19 protein-coding genes are annotated in these 19423 nt (G+C 42.2%); 17 read left to right on the top strand and 2 right to left on the bottom strand.

Annotated elements, in window-relative coordinates; all coding sequences use genetic code 11:
* Nucleotides 1-13: 13 nt before the first annotated feature.
* Nucleotides 14-1534, top strand: a complete 1521-nt coding sequence (gene pdxR / locus AC4PM4_RS12555) for a MocR-like pyridoxine biosynthesis transcription factor PdxR (RefSeq protein ID WP_491613720.1) — start codon at nt 14-16, stop codon at nt 1532-1534.
* Between the two features lie 84 nt (nt 1535-1618).
* Nucleotides 1619-1876 carry a hypothetical protein gene (locus tag AC4PM4_RS12550; RefSeq protein ID WP_064636406.1) on the top strand — a complete coding sequence of 86 codons (258 nt, stop codon included), beginning with the start codon at nt 1619-1621 and terminating at the stop codon, nt 1874-1876.
* Nucleotides 1877-1972: 96 nt separating this feature from the next.
* Here the strand turns inward: AC4PM4_RS12550 and AC4PM4_RS12545 are convergent, their stop codons facing one another.
* Nucleotides 1973-3850, bottom strand: a complete 1878-nt coding sequence (locus AC4PM4_RS12545; RefSeq protein ID WP_491613719.1) for a S8 family peptidase — start codon at nt 3848-3850, stop codon at nt 1973-1975.
* A 288-nt stretch (nt 3851-4138) separates the two neighbouring features.
* Here AC4PM4_RS12545 and AC4PM4_RS12540 point away from each other — a divergent pair, with 288 nt between their 5' ends.
* The 12 genes from AC4PM4_RS12540 to AC4PM4_RS12485 all read left to right on the top strand — a co-directional run bounded on the left by AC4PM4_RS12540 (nt 4139) and on the right by AC4PM4_RS12485 (nt 14850).
* On the top strand, nt 4139-4645 hold the full coding sequence (locus AC4PM4_RS12540) for a YpuI family protein (RefSeq protein ID WP_063567014.1): 507 nt from the start codon (nt 4139-4141) through the stop codon (nt 4643-4645).
* 168 nt (nt 4646-4813) lie between these two features.
* The gene (locus tag AC4PM4_RS12535; RefSeq protein ID WP_064636410.1) at nt 4814-5032 is read left to right on the top strand and encodes a DUF1540 domain-containing protein; all 219 of its coding nucleotides are present in this window, start codon (nt 4814-4816) and stop codon (nt 5030-5032) included.
* A gap of 34 nt (nt 5033-5066) precedes the next feature.
* On the top strand, nt 5067-5486 hold the full coding sequence (locus AC4PM4_RS12530; protein WP_491613718.1) for a hypothetical protein: 420 nt from the start codon (nt 5067-5069) through the stop codon (nt 5484-5486).
* Nucleotides 5487-5728: 242 nt separating this feature from the next.
* Nucleotides 5729-6490, top strand: a complete 762-nt coding sequence (locus tag AC4PM4_RS12525; protein ID WP_491613717.1) for a lytic transglycosylase domain-containing protein — start codon at nt 5729-5731, stop codon at nt 6488-6490.
* Nucleotides 6491-6664: 174 nt separating this feature from the next.
* The gene (locus AC4PM4_RS12520; RefSeq protein ID WP_063567012.1) at nt 6665-7813 is read left to right on the top strand and encodes a cysteine desulfurase family protein; all 1149 of its coding nucleotides are present in this window, start codon (nt 6665-6667) and stop codon (nt 7811-7813) included.
* A gap of 6 nt (nt 7814-7819) precedes the next feature.
* Complete coding sequence (gene thiI / locus AC4PM4_RS12515; RefSeq protein ID WP_491613716.1) at nt 7820-9061, top strand: tRNA uracil 4-sulfurtransferase ThiI; 1242 nt, start codon at nt 7820-7822, stop codon at nt 9059-9061.
* Between the two features lie 500 nt (nt 9062-9561).
* Nucleotides 9562-10398 carry an McbB family protein gene (locus AC4PM4_RS12510; RefSeq protein WP_491613715.1) on the top strand — a complete coding sequence of 279 codons (837 nt, stop codon included), beginning with the start codon at nt 9562-9564 and terminating at the stop codon, nt 10396-10398.
* Complete coding sequence (locus tag AC4PM4_RS12505) at nt 10391-11200, top strand: nitroreductase family protein (RefSeq protein ID WP_491613714.1); 810 nt, start codon at nt 10391-10393, stop codon at nt 11198-11200. The genes AC4PM4_RS12510 and AC4PM4_RS12505 overlap by 8 nt, the downstream gene beginning before the upstream one ends.
* Nucleotides 11197-12243 carry a YcaO-like family protein gene (locus tag AC4PM4_RS12500; protein WP_491613713.1) on the top strand — a complete coding sequence of 349 codons (1047 nt, stop codon included), beginning with the start codon at nt 11197-11199 and terminating at the stop codon, nt 12241-12243. The genes AC4PM4_RS12505 and AC4PM4_RS12500 overlap by 4 nt, the downstream gene beginning before the upstream one ends.
* A gap of 12 nt (nt 12244-12255) precedes the next feature.
* Nucleotides 12256-13347 carry a YcaO-like family protein gene (locus tag AC4PM4_RS12495; protein WP_491613712.1) on the top strand — a complete coding sequence of 364 codons (1092 nt, stop codon included), beginning with the start codon at nt 12256-12258 and terminating at the stop codon, nt 13345-13347.
* A 20-nt stretch (nt 13348-13367) separates the two neighbouring features.
* On the top strand, nt 13368-14123 hold the full coding sequence (locus AC4PM4_RS12490) for a hypothetical protein (RefSeq protein WP_491613711.1): 756 nt from the start codon (nt 13368-13370) through the stop codon (nt 14121-14123).
* A 13-nt stretch (nt 14124-14136) separates the two neighbouring features.
* A complete protein-coding gene (locus AC4PM4_RS12485; RefSeq protein ID WP_491613710.1) occupies nt 14137-14850 on the top strand; it encodes an ATP-binding cassette domain-containing protein in 714 nt (237 codons plus the stop codon).
* A gap of 122 nt (nt 14851-14972) precedes the next feature.
* On the opposite strand, the gene AC4PM4_RS12480 is transcribed toward AC4PM4_RS12485, so the two are convergent.
* A complete protein-coding gene (locus tag AC4PM4_RS12480; RefSeq protein ID WP_491613709.1) occupies nt 14973-15677 on the bottom strand; it encodes a TerC family protein in 705 nt (234 codons plus the stop codon).
* A gap of 105 nt (nt 15678-15782) precedes the next feature.
* On the opposite strand from AC4PM4_RS12480, the gene AC4PM4_RS12475 reads away from it, so the two are divergent.
* The 3 genes from AC4PM4_RS12475 (at nt 15783) to typA (ending at nt 19244) form a co-directional block, all read left to right on the top strand.
* Nucleotides 15783-16442 carry a TerC family protein gene (locus tag AC4PM4_RS12475; RefSeq protein WP_063567009.1) on the top strand — a complete coding sequence of 220 codons (660 nt, stop codon included), beginning with the start codon at nt 15783-15785 and terminating at the stop codon, nt 16440-16442.
* 288 nt (nt 16443-16730) lie between these two features.
* Entirely contained in the window at nt 16731-17225 is a 495-nt protein-coding gene (locus tag AC4PM4_RS12470) for a hypothetical protein (protein WP_491613708.1), read from the top strand.
* A gap of 177 nt (nt 17226-17402) precedes the next feature.
* Nucleotides 17403-19244 carry a translational GTPase TypA gene (typA, locus tag AC4PM4_RS12465; RefSeq protein WP_063567007.1) on the top strand — a complete coding sequence of 614 codons (1842 nt, stop codon included), beginning with the start codon at nt 17403-17405 and terminating at the stop codon, nt 19242-19244.
* The last annotated feature ends 179 nt before the right edge of the window (nt 19245-19423 follow it).

Raw genomic sequence — 19423 nt, 5'->3', positions numbered from 1 at the left:
GGAGGGTGCATGTGTGCATATTGAATTGAAACGGGGAAGCAGCACCAAATTGTATGTTCAGATTGCCCTTACACTTGCTGACCGAATAAGGTCTGGACTAATCGAGCCTGGAACCCGTCTGCCGTCGGTTCGTAAAATGACGAATGATCTGGGCGTCAGCCTGGTCACTGTGTCCAAAGCCTATGCCGAGCTTGAAGCCATACAGCTAATTACGTGTTCCCAGGGGAAGGGTTGTTATGTACGGGGGGAGCATGAGCTGGAGATAACGGAGGATATGGAGAGGACTCACCGCACTCATGCAAAAAATGAATCCAGCACACCTTGGAACTGGCAGATGGCCCTTGTGGATTATTTGCCCCGAGCTCAGCTCTGGAGACATTTTGATGCATCTCCACAAGTTAGATATGAGCTGCATATGTCGGCAATTCAGCCTGAATTGTTGCCAACGCGAGAGATTATCGATAGTGCGTACCGGCTTTCCTCGGATCATCCAGAGCGCATGGCTGCCTATGGGTCTTTTCAGGGAGATCGCGAACTGCGTCAGACGTTTTCCGGGCATTTTGCGGAAAGAGGTTTGCGGGTAATGCCCGAACGGATGCTGATTACGAGCGGTACTCAGCAGGGAATCGATCTCGTCGCGCGTACATTTGTTGGTCCTGGTGACGTCGTATACATGGAAGCACCAAGCTATACCGGAGCAATAGATGTGTTTACAAGCAGAGGAGCAAAGATTATTACGGTGCCGATGGATGATGAAGGTATGCGTATAGATCTGTTAACCCGGTTATGTGATACATACCCGCCCAAGTTGATATATACCATTCCTACGTTTCACAATCCTACAGGCATTACGATGAGTGCCAAACGGCGTGCGCAACTGCTTAATCTTGCTCAAAGTTATCATTGTCTCATCCTGGAGGATGATCCGTTCGCCGATCTGTATTTCCGTGATCCTCCCCCTGCTTCCATTAAATCCATGGATGGGACGGGGCATGTGATATATATCAAAAGCTTCAGCAAAGTACTGTCTCCAGGCTGCCGTGTGGCGTGTGCGGTTGCAGACGGAAGTGTGCTCACCCGACTTGTTGCAGCCAAATCCACTGCGGATCTCGGGAGTCCGCTACTTACACAAAAGGCCTTGCAATCGTTCATACAGCATCAATACAGTGCGTATACAGCGCGATTGAGGGATGAGTTATATTCCCGGCTTCTTGCCGCATCAACGGTACTGGAGGAACATGGTTCTCCCGGGATGTACTGGACTTTGCCTGATGGTGGACTAAACTTGTGGCTGCAATTGCCTGATGGTTTGGATATGCGTGAACTGCACCGCCAGTCGCTTGCCGCAGGTGTTTCCTTTTTACCTGGCTCTGCCTGTTATGTAGGGGAAACGGATACGGCGACTCTGAGGATCTGCTTCACGGTTACGAATCAGGAGCTGTTATGTGAAGGTCTACGGGTATTATGCAGGGTTATTAAGAACATTACCCCTCAACAGGGTGGGGCTAAAGCGGACAGGCTCCCGCTTATTTAATTTTTGGAACACGGACATACATCCAATCCACATTGGACCTAGTGCAATACGTTATAGTATCACTTGAAAGGGAGTTGGTTTGAAATGAACCATTTCTGTCCACCGCTTTGTCCGATTGTTTGTGATCCAATCCAGGTTGTTGAAGATTATTACATCCCACAAATCGTACCCGTAATTCACCCGATCGAAGTCATCAAAAAACATCACTGTGTGCCGATCCATCATCACATGTATCCTGTCGTGGTCAAAGAAGAAGATCCTTGTTATGTTTCAAGCCACAACGGTAAGAAAAAATCCGTGAAAAAATCAAGCAAATCCCGCACAACTTCTCGCAAGCGCTAGTCGCAGCGGGTGCCCCGGGGAAATAGGTAAACATACCAAAGAGCAGCATACGCCCCGGGGCGCAGCTGCTTTTGTTTTTTTATATCCAGTGTACGGTTATTGTTTGATGTACTTTTTCATTGTATTATCCATTTGCTGTCTCACATGTTGTGGCCAGAATTGAAGTGGGGCACTGTTACCAGAGGCCGCCTCCAATGCTTTAAACACATCGATTTGACCATAACCGAAATACTTGTCATGACCTGGGTCTCCGAGATCTATGACGCTTTGACGCATGAGATCCATGACTTCTGTGTTGGTCAGATCAGGATTGAGTGAGCGAATCAAGCCTGCAAGTGCCGCTACATGGGGGCTTGCCATCGACGTTCCGGACAAGGCTGCATATTGGTTGTTCGGATACGTACTTGCAATGCTGGAGCCTGGAGCCGTCACATCGACGTAATCCCCGTAGTTGGAATAGGAAGCTTTGTTCATGTCGGCATCCGTAGCGGATACCGCAAATACTTCTGGATAAGCGGCAGGGTATCCCGGACGCTCCGTATTATCGTTACCGGTCGCTGCAATTAATACGATGTCGCGATCAAAAGCGTATTTGATAGCATCATGAAGAAATTGGGCATCGGCGTAGTTACCCAGACTCATGTTAATGACCTTGGCTCCATGATCAGCGGCCCAAATGATGCCTTCTGCCACAGCATAGGTTGTGCCTGACCCCGAATTGTCGAGCACTTTAACAGGTAGTACCTTGTTATACCAGCTCATGCCTGCTACACCTTCGTTGTTATTCACAACAGCGCCGATGATGCCTGCTACATGTGTACCATGTCCTACGTCATCAAGTGGTTTGCTCGCTGGATCGACAACGTTATAACCTTTCAGCAGCTTGCCCTTCAAATCAGGATGAGTCAGATCGACGCCGGTGTCTACCACGGCAACGATAACATCCTTGTTGCCCTTCGTAATATTCCAGCCACGGTTAGTCTCAATGGCGGGCAGGTTCCATTGGTAGTCGGAGAACAAAATATCATTGGGCACGGTTACATCTTTTTGTTCAGGTACGGTTTCATTGGTTAAATACATGTAGTGGGGTTCCATGTACAGCGGATTCCATTTACGTTCGAAATAAGCATGTAATTGTTGATAATTCATATTCTCCGACCGAAAAACATACGTGTATCCCAGCTTGCGTGCCGATTGCATCCGCAGGTCAGATTTAATGATGCGCATATCCCGTTCACCTGGATCCTGACGAAAACGGATGACGATTTCATTTTCGTAAAAATGGCTGGCATTGGCATTATCATGTCCTGTTTTTACAGTGATTTCTTTAAGGGTGTCGGGGTGCACAGACTCGATTTTGAATTTACCTTCACGCGGATAAGGGATCATGCGCAAATTTTTGCGCTGATGCTGTTCCACGGCATTCAGTACATTTTGGCTAAACAGAGCGATGACGGCACGTTCTCCATCCTTGGAAGGTTGCGCCATAACAAAAAACTTTTCCTTGCCGAGAGGAAAGGAAGAAGATTCGAAGCTTTGACGTTTGCTCACAGCTTTTTTGGCTAGGGCGAGAGAATGTTCCAGCTTTTGCTGTTCCATCTTGCTTCCTTTTGCTGCTGTTTTGTCAAAGTGCCGGCTGCGAGATCCCTTGGTATTCATTACATCAATAGACCGTATATGATCATGTGTTTGTTGTAGCTCTTTAACGTATTGACTTATTTGCACATCGTTCATTTTGGAGGTCTTCTCAAGCATGATGTTAAGATGTTGTTTGGCATCCGCACGGGTCAGCAGATCGGTTGATTTTACATCCTGAACTTTAAGACGTTGTTTGCTCGCATGCTCTTCGTGTGGAGAATCGGGCATGGCACTTGGAGCAGGAACAGGGCGATTGGACGTCGGAAGCAAAAGCGTCAAGGCAAGTGCGCCCGCACCCGCGGCAATGGCCCAGTTAACCCATTTCGGTCTGGACATAGGGGATGGAACCTCCTCGTTTATTTTGACAATCATCTTACAGTGCTCTGATTTCATCGTTGTCACTGGATATATCTATCGTTAGGAAAAGCGGTTATTTTTATGCAGGTGAACATCAGGTGAGCTGTGTGTAATGGGCATGTTCAGGGACAGAAAGGGAAAGCCTGATTAAGGGATACCGCTCGTCATCTTTTTATGGTAGGATAGTACCTGAGAATTCAAGGTCAGGGGAGAACCTCTCGTTGGCCGATCTATATGTAAGGACTTATTTAAGGGGGAGCTACCTTTATGTCAGCAGCCAATGTACAGAAAACATGTGAGTCAACTAGGGAAAAGTTAAAACCGGCTATCGATCGGATCGAAAAATTTTTGAATGAAAATGCCTTGCCTGAACTAGATCAGAATCAGACGGAGGAGTCATCAGCCTTCTACAAAGGATTTCTTTCGGATCTCCGTCATTTGCTCGTTTTTTCTGAAGTTTCTTACGAAAAACTTGGCGTTGTGCTGCGTCGTGCCAATTTTGATGTCGATTTTGCCGAAAAGGCTCTCTATAACACATACCATCAAAGCATAAACAGCTTTTTTTATCCTAAAAATGAATGTTACTCCGAAGATGGAAGATATGCTTACACTGGTCAGGATGCGATCCGATTCCGTGATAAGCCGATTCGTGCAGTACGTGATGTCATTCTTGAGATATCGAAAACGTACGAAGAATTGCGTGATGATCTGGCCTTTTATGAAAGTGACTACCTCACGCAGCGTCGGATGCAAAATCAACGCAATCACGCGTAAATACATTTTTTAACTTATATGCGAATTGGACAAAACCGCCCTTGTGGCGGTTTTTTTTGCGTGTTCTTTCAACTGGCATCGCGTATAAAGGAGCATGTCATCATCTGGCATTTCGTTGGAGAATAGCCGATTTACGGTGCGGAGACAATAGATGTCGAGGTGATAAAAATGAGCCAAGAGAAGCCGATCGTCAAATGCAGTGTTGCTAACTGCCACTTTTGGGGAGAAAACAATTTCTGCCAGGCTGATGCCATCATGATTGACATTGACCAACATGCCACCCGTCGCTTACATGAGGAATTTGCCGGAGAGACCTTTGATTCTGATCATCATGATCATGCCCGTACTTCATCTGCAACTTGCTGTCACACATTCAAACCGAAATGAGCAGTCATTCCCATTTATATGGAGGTGCTTTGCATTGAATAATGACCGTAGAGATGATCACCCGTTGCAACGTCCAAAAACGACTCCGTTAGATGAAAAGCAGCGTCAGCGTGTAGACTATCCAAGACGTAGCCACAGGGAAGAGTATGGTGCAGAGGTAGCGCCCCCAACAGGTTCTATTCGAACAGAACCTACGGAAAGAACCGATCATACCCCTGTGAAGCGTGAAGATGACGACGGTGTCATGAAATCTACTGGCCGAATCTCCGGATATATGGGTCTGGCCTTTGGTATCGCATCCTTATTTATGTGGTCCATTGTCCTTGGTCCAGCTGCAGCGGTACTTGGTTACTATGCTTACGTGAATGGCCGGAAAACGGCGGGTGCGTGGTCCATTGGACTTGGCGCATTGGCAACACTTAGCTATTTCTTCATGATTCCATTCGCCCGTTAATAAAGCAAAAACATGATCTGATCATCAGTACAAAAAATGATAACCGAACTGGATATGAGTTGGTTATTTTCAGCCTTCTGCTTCCACCTTACTTAAGGGGTGATAGCAGAAGGTTTTTTCGCATATACGCAATGAAGTTGTAAAATCGGTCTATTTTTTTGAAAACAATGGAACCTGCCTGTAAAATAATGTAGAATAAAGTCATAATCTACGTTTACATTATACGGGAGTGAATATAACTCATGCAGATTGATCCGCGCGCGTCGCGGCAGTTGCTGGAACTGCAATTGTCCAATAGTCTCAACGAAACAAATGCATCGGATGGAAACTCCGCTTCAACAGTGGATTTTGCCAGTATGATGGACGGGCTGCTTGGGACGAATTCAAATACTTTGAACAATACTAGTACCGTAGGCGAAGAAGTGAATTCTGCTGCGATCTCCAAACGATCCAGTGACGGTCTGTTGTGGCTGCAACTGGGCAGCATGTATAACCCGGATGCAAGTTCTGTTTCTTACTCGAACAGTAATGAGGTTTCTTTATCTTCCCTGTTAAATACTGGAGCAGTCGATTCGGGTGCATCTGTACCTACAGATTTTGAATCTTTGATTGCCTCAGCGAGCGCCAAATATGGGGTGCCTGAATCTTTGATCAAGGCGGTTATTGATACAGAATCCGGTTTCAATCCGAATGTAGTGTCTTCCGCAGGTGCCAAAGGACTGATGCAGTTGATGGATGGGACGGCAGCAGGGTTGGGAGTAAGCAACGCTTACGATCCCGCTCAAAATATAGATGGTGGAACCAAATACCTTTCTCTCCAGCTCCAGCGTTTTGGTGGCGAGGTGAAGATGGCACTTGCTGCTTATAATGCCGGACCGGGACGGGTTTCGAGTCTGGGTGTATCGAGTGACGCTGAACTAATGAGTGTACTTAACCGCCTCCCTTCGGAAACACAGGCTTATATCTCCAAAGTGGAGAAAGCACAGTCGAAATATTCGGTATAAATGGTATAGACCAAAGAAATGGCAACACAACAGCACGCCCAGGAAGAGATCAAACGCGGGAACAGCAGTCTTAAATGTGCTTAGTTCCTGTTTGGTCTTTTTGTGTTGAGCGGGGATCGTGTTACAATGCTCACTGTAGATTCCACAACGAAGAGACAAGGAGGGGAACCTCATTTGAAATATTTTGATTATGCAGCAACGACGCCTCCTCATCCGGATGTCGTTCGTACAATGGCCGAGATTATGGAGGCGCAATATGGGAATCCGTCATCGATACATGGATATGGTGAGCGAGCCCATCAATTGTTGCGCCGAGCGCGATCTGGTTGTGCCGCCGCAATTGATGTGAAACCGGAAGAAATCGTATTTACCTCAGGCGCAACTGAGAGCAACAATCTTGCCATTAAAGGGGCGGCATTACAGTATCAGTCTCGGGGCAAACACATCATTACAACTGCAACGGAACATGCTTCAGTTTACGAGAGTTTTGTGCAGCTACAGCAGTGGGGATGGGAGGTCACTTGGCTTCCCGTCGATTCCGATGGTTTGGTTAGCGCCCAGCAGGTAGTGGATGCCATAAGATCGGATACGGTGCTTGTGAGTCTGATGCATGTGAACAATGAAACAGGAGCGATACATCCAATTGCTGAAATCGGTGTACGACTGAAAAAGGAAGCACCAAAGGTGCTTTTTCATGTAGATGGTGTGCAGGGTTTTGGCAAGATGGAAGCTAAACCTGCGGCATGGGGCGCGGATCTTTACAGCTTGTCTGCTCACAAGATTCGTGGTCCCAAAGGAGCTGGTCTTCTCTACGTACGAAGTGGAGTCGAGCTAACGCCTTTACTGTCAGGGGGTTCCCAAGAGCAGGGACTAAGAGCGGGTACTGAAAATGTACCTTTGCTTGTGGGTATGGCGAAGGCGATGCGTCTCGCTGCGGAACGTCAGGCTGACTTTGCACAGCGTACAACGATTTTGCGAGATCGTATCATGGAGGTCATAGATACTATTCCCGGACTTGTGTTAAATAGTCGTAAGGAGGGTGCGCCGCACATTGTTCATTTTTCCTATCCTGGAATGAAGGCAGAAGTGGCGCTGCATACCCTTGAACAACTTGGAGTAACTGTTTCTACACAATCTGCCTGCTCTTCGCGATCGGCTGAACCCAGCAGGGTATTGCTTGCCATGGGCAGGGATAATGCTTGTGCTGCTGGTGGATTGCGTATTAGTCTTGGAGATGAACATACAGAAGAAGATGTGGCACTGCTGGAGCAGGCTTTACATCAGATGGTGGCGCAGCTGCGCCCGTTGGAAAGGCGGATGTGATTTTAGATGAAATATGATATGCTGCTTCTCCGTTTCGGAGAGTTTATGTTAAAAGGAAAAAACCGTGCCCGGTTCGAAAAAACAATCATCACCCAGGTACGTTCCCTGCTCAAACCTTATCCAGGTGCAAGTCTGCGGAAGGAGTTTGGACGGTTGTATGTTGATCTGGGTGGCGAATCTCATACAGAGCTGATCGCTGTGCTGAAACGAGTATTCGGCGTTATGTCGATCAGTCCGGTTAAAGTGACCCCATCGGAGACTGACCAAATCGTGGAGACAGCCGTTGCTTTTATGGATGAAAGAGAGTCTGAATTCAAAGACGGTACCACGTTTAAAGTTAATGCACGGCGTGTTTGGAAAGAGTTCCCCAATTCTTCGCATGAAATGAACCATCTGGTAGGTTCTCCGATTCTTCGGAAATTCCAGCAGTTAAGCGTCGACGTGCGTCAACCTGACATTGAACTGCGCGTGGAAATTCGGGATCAGGGTACGTATATCTTCAGTGAGGTGATTCCGGCCGTAGGCGGGTTCCCCCTTGGCACAAATGGAAAAGCGATGCTGTTATTATCGGGTGGCATAGACAGCCCTGTAGCGGCATGGTCTTCGATGCGTAGAGGCCTGGAAGTGGAATGTGTACACTTTTACAGTTATCCGTTCACAAGCCAGCGTGCCAAAGAAAAGGTCATTGATTTGGCGCGTGCACTTGCTGATCATGCAGGCACAATTAAGCTGCATCTGGTTCCTTTTACGGAAATTCAAACTGCATTTACCCAACTGGGACAGGATAACTTGATCATCACACTGATGCGCCGCTCCATGTTACGTATTGCAACCAAGCTGGCTGAACGTGAACGTGCGCTTGCACTGATTACCGGAGATAGTCTGGGTCAGGTAGCAAGCCAGACCCTGCCAAGCATGAATGTCATTGGACGTGCGACGGATCTGCCGCTGCTGCGACCACTTGTCATGATGGACAAACAGGAAATTATAACTCTATCCAAACAGATCGGAACGTACGATATATCGATACTGCCATATGAGGATTGTTGTACTCTTTTTGTACCGAAATCCCCAACAACGAATCCGAATCTTCGCATTGTGGACAAAATTGAAGCGACCATGAGTCAGCTACCGGAATGGGTGGAGCAGGCGGTGGAGCAGACAGAAACAATTACGCTTCATGCAGGCGAGAATTTTATGGTAACCAATGAGGATGAAGTTAATGACATGAAAGAAGAGTGGTTCTGAGGATTAACTATGATACAACATATCCGAATACCCTTTAATGTAAAATAAGTGGGATAAATAGGTGATGTCTACTTTTAATATTATAGTATAGTTAATTATTGACAAGGATAAATTTAGGATATATATTTATTTAGGTTTTAAATTATTTTAGAAAGAAGGTAATCATATGGGGAATCAAGCTAAAGGTAGAACTATTTTTAACAATGACAGAGGCGTAAGTCGTTTTGGACAAGGTGCAAAGATGAATAATATTAGATTCAAAAACGAAGTTGGACCGGGTAATGGTTGCGGAGGTTGTTCGGCCTGTGCGTCAACTATCCCAACACTGTGTACTCCTCCTAGTACTACATGTGGTTGTGGTTCAGCTAACAAAGTTAAGTTTAATGCTTAATTAAAATCTCAACAGTAAATAAAGTGACCCTAATAGCATTGTGCTATTAGGGTCAATATTTTAATTGAATCGAGGGCTAAGAATGGATTATCGAATCTCAAAATATCTCATGTTCCAAGTTGAAAATGGTGACATTGTGATTCAGAATCAAGAAAGTATACTTACGGTTAGTGATGATTTAATGAAACAAGTAATAACTAAGTGGGATATTGATCAAAAAGAAACTGTTAATAATGAAGAACTTGAAGAGTTGTTTGGAGACTTTACGGAAGAAGCCATTGAGTTCTTAATGAATTATAATGTCTTGATACCGAGGAAGGACAAGACGGTTTCAGTTGAAAAAATCGTAATAGCAAGTAATGATACAGAAACGGGGCAAACAATTCATCGCTATCTTAGTGAAGAATATCATTCACAAATCCCTGTTGAAGTTTATGATTTAGATTCCTTGCCTCCAATTGATCAGAATGAGCTTACTATAATTTTTATGAGCCCTTATAGCAAAAAAAGAGCGAAGGAAATCGTCTTAAGGCAAGATAAACGATCTAATTCAAAATTGTTTTTTAGTTATGTCTATCATGGTAACTTTTATATGGATTGTTTGTATTCACCTGAGTGGAAGGTTCCTTGTCATCTGTGCCATATTGGTCATATTGAGTCTAGTGGTCTGGTAGAGGACACGGATCAGGACATGACATATCAGAATATGATTGATCTAATTTATAAAGAAAACGAAGCTTTTGAAATCCAAATTCCTTTAAGTGGAGTTCAAAAATTGAATATCACAAGCAACTTAGTAAATAAGATAAGAGAATATATTGGTGACTTTAGTGTAACTAAGATACACAGAGAGGATATAACAACCTGTACGCTTGTGGATCTCCAAAATTTTAAAAAAACTCGGGATACTTCACTACATTGGGAGTTGTGTAATTGCTATGAATGATAAACAATCAAAAAGCCGACTAGATGAACTAGCTCGGTCATTTACAGCGGAATATTTGCAAGAGAATTTACAAGATAAAACAGTGATGTCTAATGTTCTGAAATTTCATCAACGTACTACTTGGCAGGATGTAGGGGATTATGAAATAGAAACCCGTCTAACCGAATGGTTAGATTTAGTTCAATACAATGATATTCTACCTGAATATTTTCAAGCAAAGTATAAATTTGATGTAAAAAAAGAAAAAAAAACCGAGGGTAACTCCAAACGCGTTTTTGATACAACACTTCCGATAGCCTATAGTATGATTGGCGACGTATTACATTCCGCATTCGGAGTAGCTGATGGATATCACACTAAACCTTTCCCTTCTGCGGGAGCATTATATCCTATAATACCTCTTTTAGTAATAATAGAAAAAAATGCAGTTGACAAACTTTTCCCAGGGGTATATGCATTTGATTCACAAAATACAGAGCTTTTATTGATTAAAAGTTTCACGGAAGAAGACATATTTAATATTAGTAAAAATATCTATGGGGGTAGCCCTTCTAATGTGTTTGTTTGTTATTCCTTAGATGTAAGAAGAGCCATTACCAAGTATCGAACTAGAGGTTACAGACACGCATTAATTGAAGCTGGACTTATGGCTCAAAGTTTCCGAGTAGCTGTAGAAGAGCAAGATCATTTTGGAGATTGTTTAATATCAGGATTCAATGATAATGCTCTTAGCAGTATTTTGGGAGTAAATCCTCGATTAGCCCCCATTGTATTAGTTCAATGGTTTGGTAAATATATATGATTTTTGATCGTAGTAGAGGTATTCATTTTAGTCTGAAGAGTAAGACGTTTACTAATTTTCCTGTTTACACATCTAACTCCGTTATCGGGAATTATGTTGATGAAGCAGGATACATGGGGCCAGTAGGGTGTGGCGCGGTATCTTTAGATAAACGAAATGCATTAATCAAAGCTTTTTCAGAATCAGTTGAACGTAGATCTCTGTTATTTGGTTCAAAATCAGTTGGCGAAACAAGCCAAACCTATGATTTATTAAGTGGGAAAATAGTTGAAGTCCCCACAAAGTTAACAAAATATAGTGAATTTAATCCTGTTGTAGATACTACTGGGACAGCTGTTCATAATAATCCACATGATGCGTTATATAATGCCTTAGTAGAATTGTTGGAGAAAAACTGTATTTTTTTATTTTGGTATGGAAAATGGGGGAAAAAATTAAAAATTGAGAAGTATAAATCAATTTATACAAATAAAATGGAGAAAGATGGACTACGAATTCATTTATTTGTACAAGATTTCTTTTCTCCTTTATTAGTTGTGCTATGTGTGTTAGAAGATAAAATGGGAAAGATTACTTACAAATTTGGGACCGGTTCGGGAATTGATTTGAATTCTGCTGTTGATAAAGCGGTGTCTGAAGCTTACTTCTTGGGAAGATACCATGATCTTAAAAATTTCTTCGAAGATCGAACTCTTAATATTTATGATCAATTATATAATCACCCCAAAACAATGGGACATATCCATGATTTGCTTGATCTTACTTATTCGAACGAGATATATGAAATTCATGATAACTTAAATAGTAGATCTAAAACTATGATGATTCTAGAAAATTTACCCCAGTGGATTACAGGTATGTATGTTTCGGTTTTACTTCAGAAAATTCATGTCCCCTCTATTTCTATCAAGGTATCATCTAAAGAATTATTAACGCATGTACCTTTTAAAAAATTTATAGATCAAAAAGTAATGATTAATCAACGAACATTAGAGCTTTCAATTGAGGAATTGGACTCCTTACCAAACTGTCCGATAATTTAAAGGAGATTAGTTATGAATAGTGCGGCACCGTTCATTAAAAAATCAATAAATATTTATCAGTCTGCTTTTATTCATCGACCGAAAGGATGTACTATAAATTCATATTTGCATTCTGGAATAACTGGATTCTCAAGAAAAAATAATGTTAAACAATTAATGAAATCATCAATTGGTGAATTCGAAGAAAGGTTAGCGGGTACAAAATATTTAAAAAAGAATCCCCGCAATGAATCGCCAACTTTTGAAGCGTTTAATCTCATTTCCGGTGAAATAATCAATGTAAGTGCAGATTCTATACTATTAAATCATAATCTGCCCATTTTTTCCGCTGTGAAACATATCAATTTTACAGATAGTACGGGAAATGCTGCGCATGTACGAAGTGATTTTGTTATTGAGAAAGGGTATATGGAATTCATAGAGCGGCAATCTTTGATTTTTTCTTGGTTAAGTGAGAGTCCTGGTGAAGTGGTAGAATTAAATCATATACAGAATGAAAAACTAAGAACTAAAATAACGCATATTAGCTCAGCTTTAAAACATTTATCTTTTTATAACATCTCTATATTAAAGGGTATTTATGTGATTATGTGTGTAGGTTATGGAGATAAGGCGTTTTCGGTTGGTTTAGGAACATCTTGGAATTTGGAAGTAGCTTTGGAATCAAGTGTGGATGAATTTATAATGATTTTTGAAAGTGTAGTTTGTCATAAAGCGTATCGGGATGATACCAGCCATGAATACAATAATCTGTATGTTGATATGTTTTATTCTATGGATATCAGCGATTTTTTAGATGATATCAGTTATTTATTAAATAATAAAAAAGTAATGATTTCTTATCCTAAGGTACATGTCTCACCAAATAACAATAAGCTGTTAAATTCGATCAGAATGTTTAAAGATAGGTTTGATATAGATATATACGTTACACAAATGGCATCCCCTTATCCTGAAAATCAAATTAAAATAGCAAAAGTATTTTCTCCGGATGCTTTTCCACATATTAATACAATGCTCTACAATCCTAATGACTTTAAGATATCTAAAAAATTAACAACGGATATTTATCCAAATAAATTTAAAATGATACCATTCGCTTAAAAGAATTGAGGTTCGCATTAATGATAAGAAAAACGTTTGAGTTTTATATTTTTTTTAATAAAATTATATTAAGAGAAGGAATAGGAAACTACTTATGGTCATTGTTAATGCCTATTCTAATTTTTGTATCTATTAATATCAATTGGTTCTATAAAACACCGCCAATACATGAAATTATTTCTTCTTTTAGTGCGATTTGGTCTTATAATTTTGTAAGTATTTTCCTTTATGGTATTGCAAGTAGAATTTCAATTTTTCGAGAAAATGGCTTTCTGAGATCTTTTACTTATGTTGCTGGGGACAAAAAGCCTATTATTTTTAGTTTGTACTGGATTCAAATTATTCATGGCTCGATTATTGTTTTAGTATTTACCATAATCTCCGCTCTTGTATTCAGATTACCTGTGATAGAACTGGTTGAAATTTCAATTGTTTCGTTCTTAATCGTTAGTCTTCCTTTGGCAATGCTAATGTTACTGTTAGCTGCTCTACCAGTAACTACAGCTACACTTAACTCTGTTGCAAGCATGGTAATGTTACCAGCTCTATTCATGACTATGTTCAGAAACTATAATTATACTCAATTGAACGACTTATTTTTACTCAGTCCAGTTGAATATGTATCACGAATCTGTCGCATGATATCAGATTTCTTTTTTTATGGCCAAACTCAAGAGAACATATCTCTTTTGTTAGTGATAACTTTTGTTTATTTAATTATAGGTATATTATCATTGAAATTTCTTAAAATTAACTCTAAAATTGTTAGAACTTAGATCGGAGATAATCATGATCAGTTTGAATAATATTTCTTTCAGTTATCCTAAAACTAAATTTAATGTCATTAATGGAGTGGATATAGAATTTGAAAAGAACCTTGTTAATGTACTTATAGGGTTAAATGGTGCCGGGAAAACGACGCTTTTTGATTTGTTAATTGGGCAGTACAAGCCCTCTGAAGGTCAGATCGTAAACCTTCCCAAATACGAAGATATTCTGTATCATCTTCAAGGAGCTTTTATTTCTTATTTAGTAACAGGTAAAGACTATGTTCGCTTAATATTCTCCATATCCGGAAAAACATTTGTTGATGATAAAGAGGCAATAATAAGTGAAATAGACTTGAAAAATGAAAGAGAACTTATCTTATTTAGTCAGCTTTGGAGCAAACGGATAGGTCAGATGTCTGTGGGCGAACGAAAATGGCTCTATATTGTAACTTTGACGCAAATTAAGAAAAAGTTATATATTTTTGACGAACCAACCGCTGGAGTAGATCCGTCATCAAGGATTAAGATTTACAAAAGAATAGAAAAATTGACAGAACATGAAAACTCTACGATTATTTTCTCTACACATCACCTGCATGAACTTAAGGATATCAAATGTAAAATTATATTTTTACACAAAGGTGAAATTCTATTTCAGGGTGACTACACTCAGTATATTTCGAGTTTTGATACTACTAACCCAGATGAAATATTCGATCTATTTATAAGTTGAGACTGTTAAACCCAAAAAAAGATGGCAACTGTTTCTTACAGTTATCATCTTTTTTGGCATTTAGTTATGAGGTGTCTACAGACTAAGAGTAGCCATAAGAATGGTTAATTTTAGTCTTAAGTCTATGAATAGGAACCTTGTTGCTCTTGAGGGCCAGCCTTGTCGCTAACTGAACGTTTGCGATATCCTGCAAACACGACACCAGCAGTGACGAGGACGATAAATAAGATTCTCAGTGCAGGATGCTCAGTGAAGAAAGGTACAAGACGCTGCTCCTCTGTAATCATATTGGAAGCCGTATACCCAAGCACGATAGCTCCAAGATAAATGATCCAAGGGAAATGGTTAATTAATTTGATAAACAACGTACTGCCCCACACGATAATAGGTACACTGATCAGCAGTCCGAGTATAACAAGCACCAAGTGCTGCTGTGCTGCACCAGCAACGGCGATGACGTTATCCAGTCCCATGGCAGCGTCTGCGATGACAATCGTTCGCACGGCTACCCAGAGAGAACTGCCAGCCTTGATATCCGAATGCTCTTCCCCTTGATCTGCCAATAGCTTGTACGCAATCCAGATCAGGAGTAATCCCCCAACAAGGAGTAGCCATGGCACTTTAAGCAGCCAGAGCACAATCACGGTGGCTACAATGCGAATCAAAAGTGCGCCGCCTGTTCCGTAAAGAATCGCCCTTTTCTGCACAGAAGGGTGCAAATTTCGAGCCGCGAGACCAATCACGATGGCATTATCGCCAGCCAGAATTAGATCAATAAATACAACGTTCAACAACGCTAGCCAAAAAGCGGGGCTAAACAGCTCCATACGATGTCACTCCTTCTATATATCCAAACCTGAGAAAGCTTGTTCAACGTTTAAGAATAGCATGGACAACTTTGACATACAAGTTAGAGTGGGGGGATGAGGAGCATGGATACGCTATGGCTGTTGACCGAAATATTAATGATTAATCTGGTTCTGAGTGGAGATAATGCGGTTGTTATTGCCCTTGCAAGCAAGGATTTGCCGGCGAGACAGCGCAAGCAGGCGGTATGGTGGGGGGCTTTCGGCGCTGTTGTTTTGCGTTGTTTGTTAACCTTTGCAGCTGTGCTGCTGTTGGGTATTCCTTTTATTCAGGCGGCTGGTGGTTTGCTGTTGCTCTGGATTGCTGTCAAGCTGCTGCTTCAGAATGAAGATGAAGTACATATTCGTAAGGCGTCCACGACCTGGAAAGCGATCCAAACGATTTTGATTGCTGACTTTGTCATGAGTCTGGATAACGTTCTCGCGATTGCTGCGCTGGCGGATGGGGACTTGGCGCTCACGGTCATCGGAATTGCCATAAGTATTCCGATTGTGGTGTGGGGCAGCGGATTAATTGTCGGTTTGTTGAAGCGGTTTCCGATTCTGGTATTTGCCGGTTCAGGTATTCTGGCCTTCACAGCAGGTGAGATGGTGATGAATGATCCGAAGCTGGGACAGTGGCTCGGTGGCTTGGCTGCTGAGGCGCATACACTGCTGCCTGTAGCTATGGCTTGTCTTGTAATCGCGATTGGAGGAGCGCACAAGTTTGTTCGTCGAAACGTGTAAGTTGATTTGAGCAAATGGAAATGTGAATTTTCTGGCGAACTGCCCGTAAAGGGCAGTTTTTTGCTGTATTTATTTGTTCAGAAGAAATGGGTGAACTTGAATAAGTCATAGACCGATCATTTTAGGGTAATACAGGATAATGGAGAGAGGCGAAGTACGACATAAAGTGTAGTTTTTTGCATACACATCGGCTACACTAGAAGAAGGCTGGGAACAGTCAGTCATCATGGTGTGCTTATAGTTTATCTTACGGGGTACATAGCCAAATGTTATAAGAGGTGATTGTAGATGAGGATGAGAAATGAAAAAGCAATCGGAATATTTATTTTTGTTGCAGGTTTAATAATTTTACTCGGTAAACTAGGTGTGTTTGGCTTTATTGGACGGCACTTCTGGCCTTTGCTCATCTTGTTGCCTGGTCTTGCTCTTCATGCATTATATTATGCAAGGCTCACGCCATCATGGTCACTCGTTCCAGCAGGAACATTAACCGTCTATGGTCTGTTGTTCGGAATCACGAATACATGGGGCAGCGGATTGATGAGCAACCTGTGGCCTGCTTTTTTGCTTGGAATTGCCGTTGGTTTGCTTGAATATGCACTGGCTGATCATCGAAGACACGCAATGGTACTTCCGGTGGCATTGGGCGTTGGCATCCTTTCAATTATTTTATTCGGATTTACACTGCTTCACACCGGTATTATCTATGTGCTGGCGGTAATTTTGATTGTAGGCGGGATGTGGTTGCTGTTTGGCCGAGGACGCCAAGGGAGAGGCTGGTAACATTCCCAGTGGTCTTTCAAGCGAAATATCTTGATTTTTACCTATGATCAACTATAATATAAGGGATATAGGCATGCGTCGGGATATCACCGACGCTTATTTTGGGTGAGTAACCTGCGAATTTGCGGGAAGTTTAGTAGATAAGAATTGAAATTGGAAAGGATATGGATACAAACCATGCATTCAAGAGAACACATTCGCAATATTGCGATTATTGCCCACGTCGACCACGGGAAAACAACGCTCGTCGACAAGTTGCTCCAGCAATCCGGTACTTTCCGTGATCACGAAACGGTACAGGAGCGCGCAATGGACTCCAACGATTTGGAGCGTGAACGCGGTATTACGATTCTGGCCAAAAACACAGCTATTACCTATAAAGATTACCTGATCAATATTGTGGATACACCAGGACACGCCGACTTTGGTGGTGAAGTGGAACGTATCATGAAAATGGTTGACGGCGTTTTGCTCGTTGTTGATGCTTACGAAGGATGTATGCCGCAAACGAAATTCGTACTTCGTAAAGCTTTGGAGCACAACCTGACACCAATCGTTGTTGTAAACAAAATTGACCGTCCAGCGGCTCGTCCGACTGAGGTTATTGATGAAGTACTGGACCTGTTCATTGAACTGGGTGCCAACGATCAACAACTTGAATTCCCTGTTGTATATGCTTCCGCATTGAACGGAACATCCAGCATGGATAATGATCCTGCAAAACAGGATGACAACATGATGGCGATTTACAATACCATCGTTAGTCATATCCCACACCCTACCGAAAATGTTGAAGAACCACTTCAATTCCTCGTTACTTTGATGGACTACAATGAATACCTTGGCCGTATTGCCATTGGTCGTGTTAACCGCGGTGTGATCCGTCAAGGACAATCGGTAACGGTTATTATGCGTGATGGTAAGAGCAAAACTGCACGTATCGAGAAACTGTTCGGTTTCCAGGGTCTCAAACGTATTGAGACGGAAGAAGCAGGAGCAGGTGACATCGTTGCGATTGCAGGAATCAAGGACATCAACATTGGTGAAACCATCGCTGATCCGAACAACCCAGAAGCACTTCCAGTTTTGAAAATTGATGAGCCTACACTGCAAATGACGTTCCTCGTGAACAATAGTCCATTCGCAGGTCGTGAAGGTAAATGGGTAACTTCCCGTAAACTTCGTGAGCGTTTGTTCAAAGAATTGGAAACTGACGTATCCCTTCGTGTTGACGAAACGGATAGCCCGGATGCATTTGTCGTTTCTGGACGTGGTGAGCTTCACTTAGGTATCCTGATTGAAAATATGCGTCGTGAAGGATATGAGCTTCAAGTATCCAAACCAGAAGTTATCGTTAAAGAAGTTGACGGTAAGAAAATGGAACCTCTAGAGCGCTTGTTGATTGATATCCCTGAAGAAAGCATGGGTTCCGTAATGGAGAGCCTGGGCGCACGTAAAGCAGAGATGGTTAACATGGTCAACACAGGTAGTGGTCAAGTTCGTCTGGAGTTCCTGATTCCAGCACGTGGTTTGATCGGATATAGCACCAACTTCCTGACATTGACTCGTGGTTACGGTGTAATGAACCATGCATTTGACAGCTACGCTCCAGTAGTATCCGGTCAAGTAGGTGGACGTCACCAAGGCGTGCTGATCTCAACTGAAACTGGTACATCTACGTTCTATGGCATGATGGGCGTTGAGGATCGCGGTACGCTCTTCTTGGAGCCGGGTACTGAAATCTACGAAGGTATGATTGTTGGTGAACATACACGTGACAATGATATCGTTGTTAACATCTGCAAAGAAAAACAACTGACTAACGTTCGTTCTTCTGGTAAAGATGATACGGTTAAAATTAAAACTCCGATTATCTTCTCGTTGGAACAGGCGCTTGAATATCTGAATGAAGATGAATATTGTGAGATTACACCAAAATCTATTCGTCTCCGTAAGAAGATCCTGAACAAATCCGAGCGTGAGCGTGCAGAAAAACAACGCAAAATGGCTACAAAATAACACCTAACTACAACTAAAATAAATGATATAAGTTAACGTTTGATGGAACACATATACACCATCGACGTCGATTACAACCCGCTGAAGTAGTGGAGGATTCGGAATCGATTCTGTAGGAGCGAAGCGTTCGCCTTTATCCCCGGATTTTACCATTGAGAAATGGATCAAAAAAATATGGG

The sequence above is a fragment of the Paenibacillus sp. MDV22-iso6 genome (assembly GCF_058408365.1).
Note: the sequence above shows the minus strand (reverse complement) of the source record. Positions and strands in the feature narration are given on the sequence as shown.

Coding starts and splice junctions, on each gene's coding strand:
- AC4PM4_RS12540 (WP_063567014.1), top strand. CDS start 4,139: ATGTCAGCAGCCAATGTACAGAAAACATGTGAGTCAACTAGGGAAAAG.
- AC4PM4_RS12545 (WP_491613719.1), bottom strand. CDS start 3,850: ATGTCCAGACCGAAATGGGTTAACTGGGCCATTGCCGCGGGTGCGGGC.
- AC4PM4_RS12495 (WP_491613712.1), top strand. CDS start 12,256: ATGAATAGTGCGGCACCGTTCATTAAAAAATCAATAAATATTTATCAG.
- AC4PM4_RS12535 (WP_064636410.1), top strand. CDS start 4,814: ATGAGCCAAGAGAAGCCGATCGTCAAATGCAGTGTTGCTAACTGCCAC.
- AC4PM4_RS12475 (WP_063567009.1), top strand. CDS start 15,783: ATGGATACGCTATGGCTGTTGACCGAAATATTAATGATTAATCTGGTT.
- typA (WP_063567007.1), top strand. CDS start 17,403: ATGCATTCAAGAGAACACATTCGCAATATTGCGATTATTGCCCACGTC.
- thiI (WP_491613716.1), top strand. CDS start 7,820: ATGAAATATGATATGCTGCTTCTCCGTTTCGGAGAGTTTATGTTAAAA.
- AC4PM4_RS12525 (WP_491613717.1), top strand. CDS start 5,729: ATGCAGATTGATCCGCGCGCGTCGCGGCAGTTGCTGGAACTGCAATTG.
- AC4PM4_RS12490 (WP_491613711.1), top strand. CDS start 13,368: ATGATAAGAAAAACGTTTGAGTTTTATATTTTTTTTAATAAAATTATA.
- AC4PM4_RS12485 (WP_491613710.1), top strand. CDS start 14,137: ATGATCAGTTTGAATAATATTTCTTTCAGTTATCCTAAAACTAAATTT.
- AC4PM4_RS12505 (WP_491613714.1), top strand. CDS start 10,391: ATGAATGATAAACAATCAAAAAGCCGACTAGATGAACTAGCTCGGTCA.
- AC4PM4_RS12480 (WP_491613709.1), bottom strand. CDS start 15,677: ATGGAGCTGTTTAGCCCCGCTTTTTGGCTAGCGTTGTTGAACGTTGTA.
- AC4PM4_RS12500 (WP_491613713.1), top strand. CDS start 11,197: ATGATTTTTGATCGTAGTAGAGGTATTCATTTTAGTCTGAAGAGTAAG.
- AC4PM4_RS12470 (WP_491613708.1), top strand. CDS start 16,731: ATGAGGATGAGAAATGAAAAAGCAATCGGAATATTTATTTTTGTTGCA.
- AC4PM4_RS12510 (WP_491613715.1), top strand. CDS start 9,562: ATGTTCCAAGTTGAAAATGGTGACATTGTGATTCAGAATCAAGAAAGT.
- AC4PM4_RS12550 (WP_064636406.1), top strand. CDS start 1,619: ATGAACCATTTCTGTCCACCGCTTTGTCCGATTGTTTGTGATCCAATC.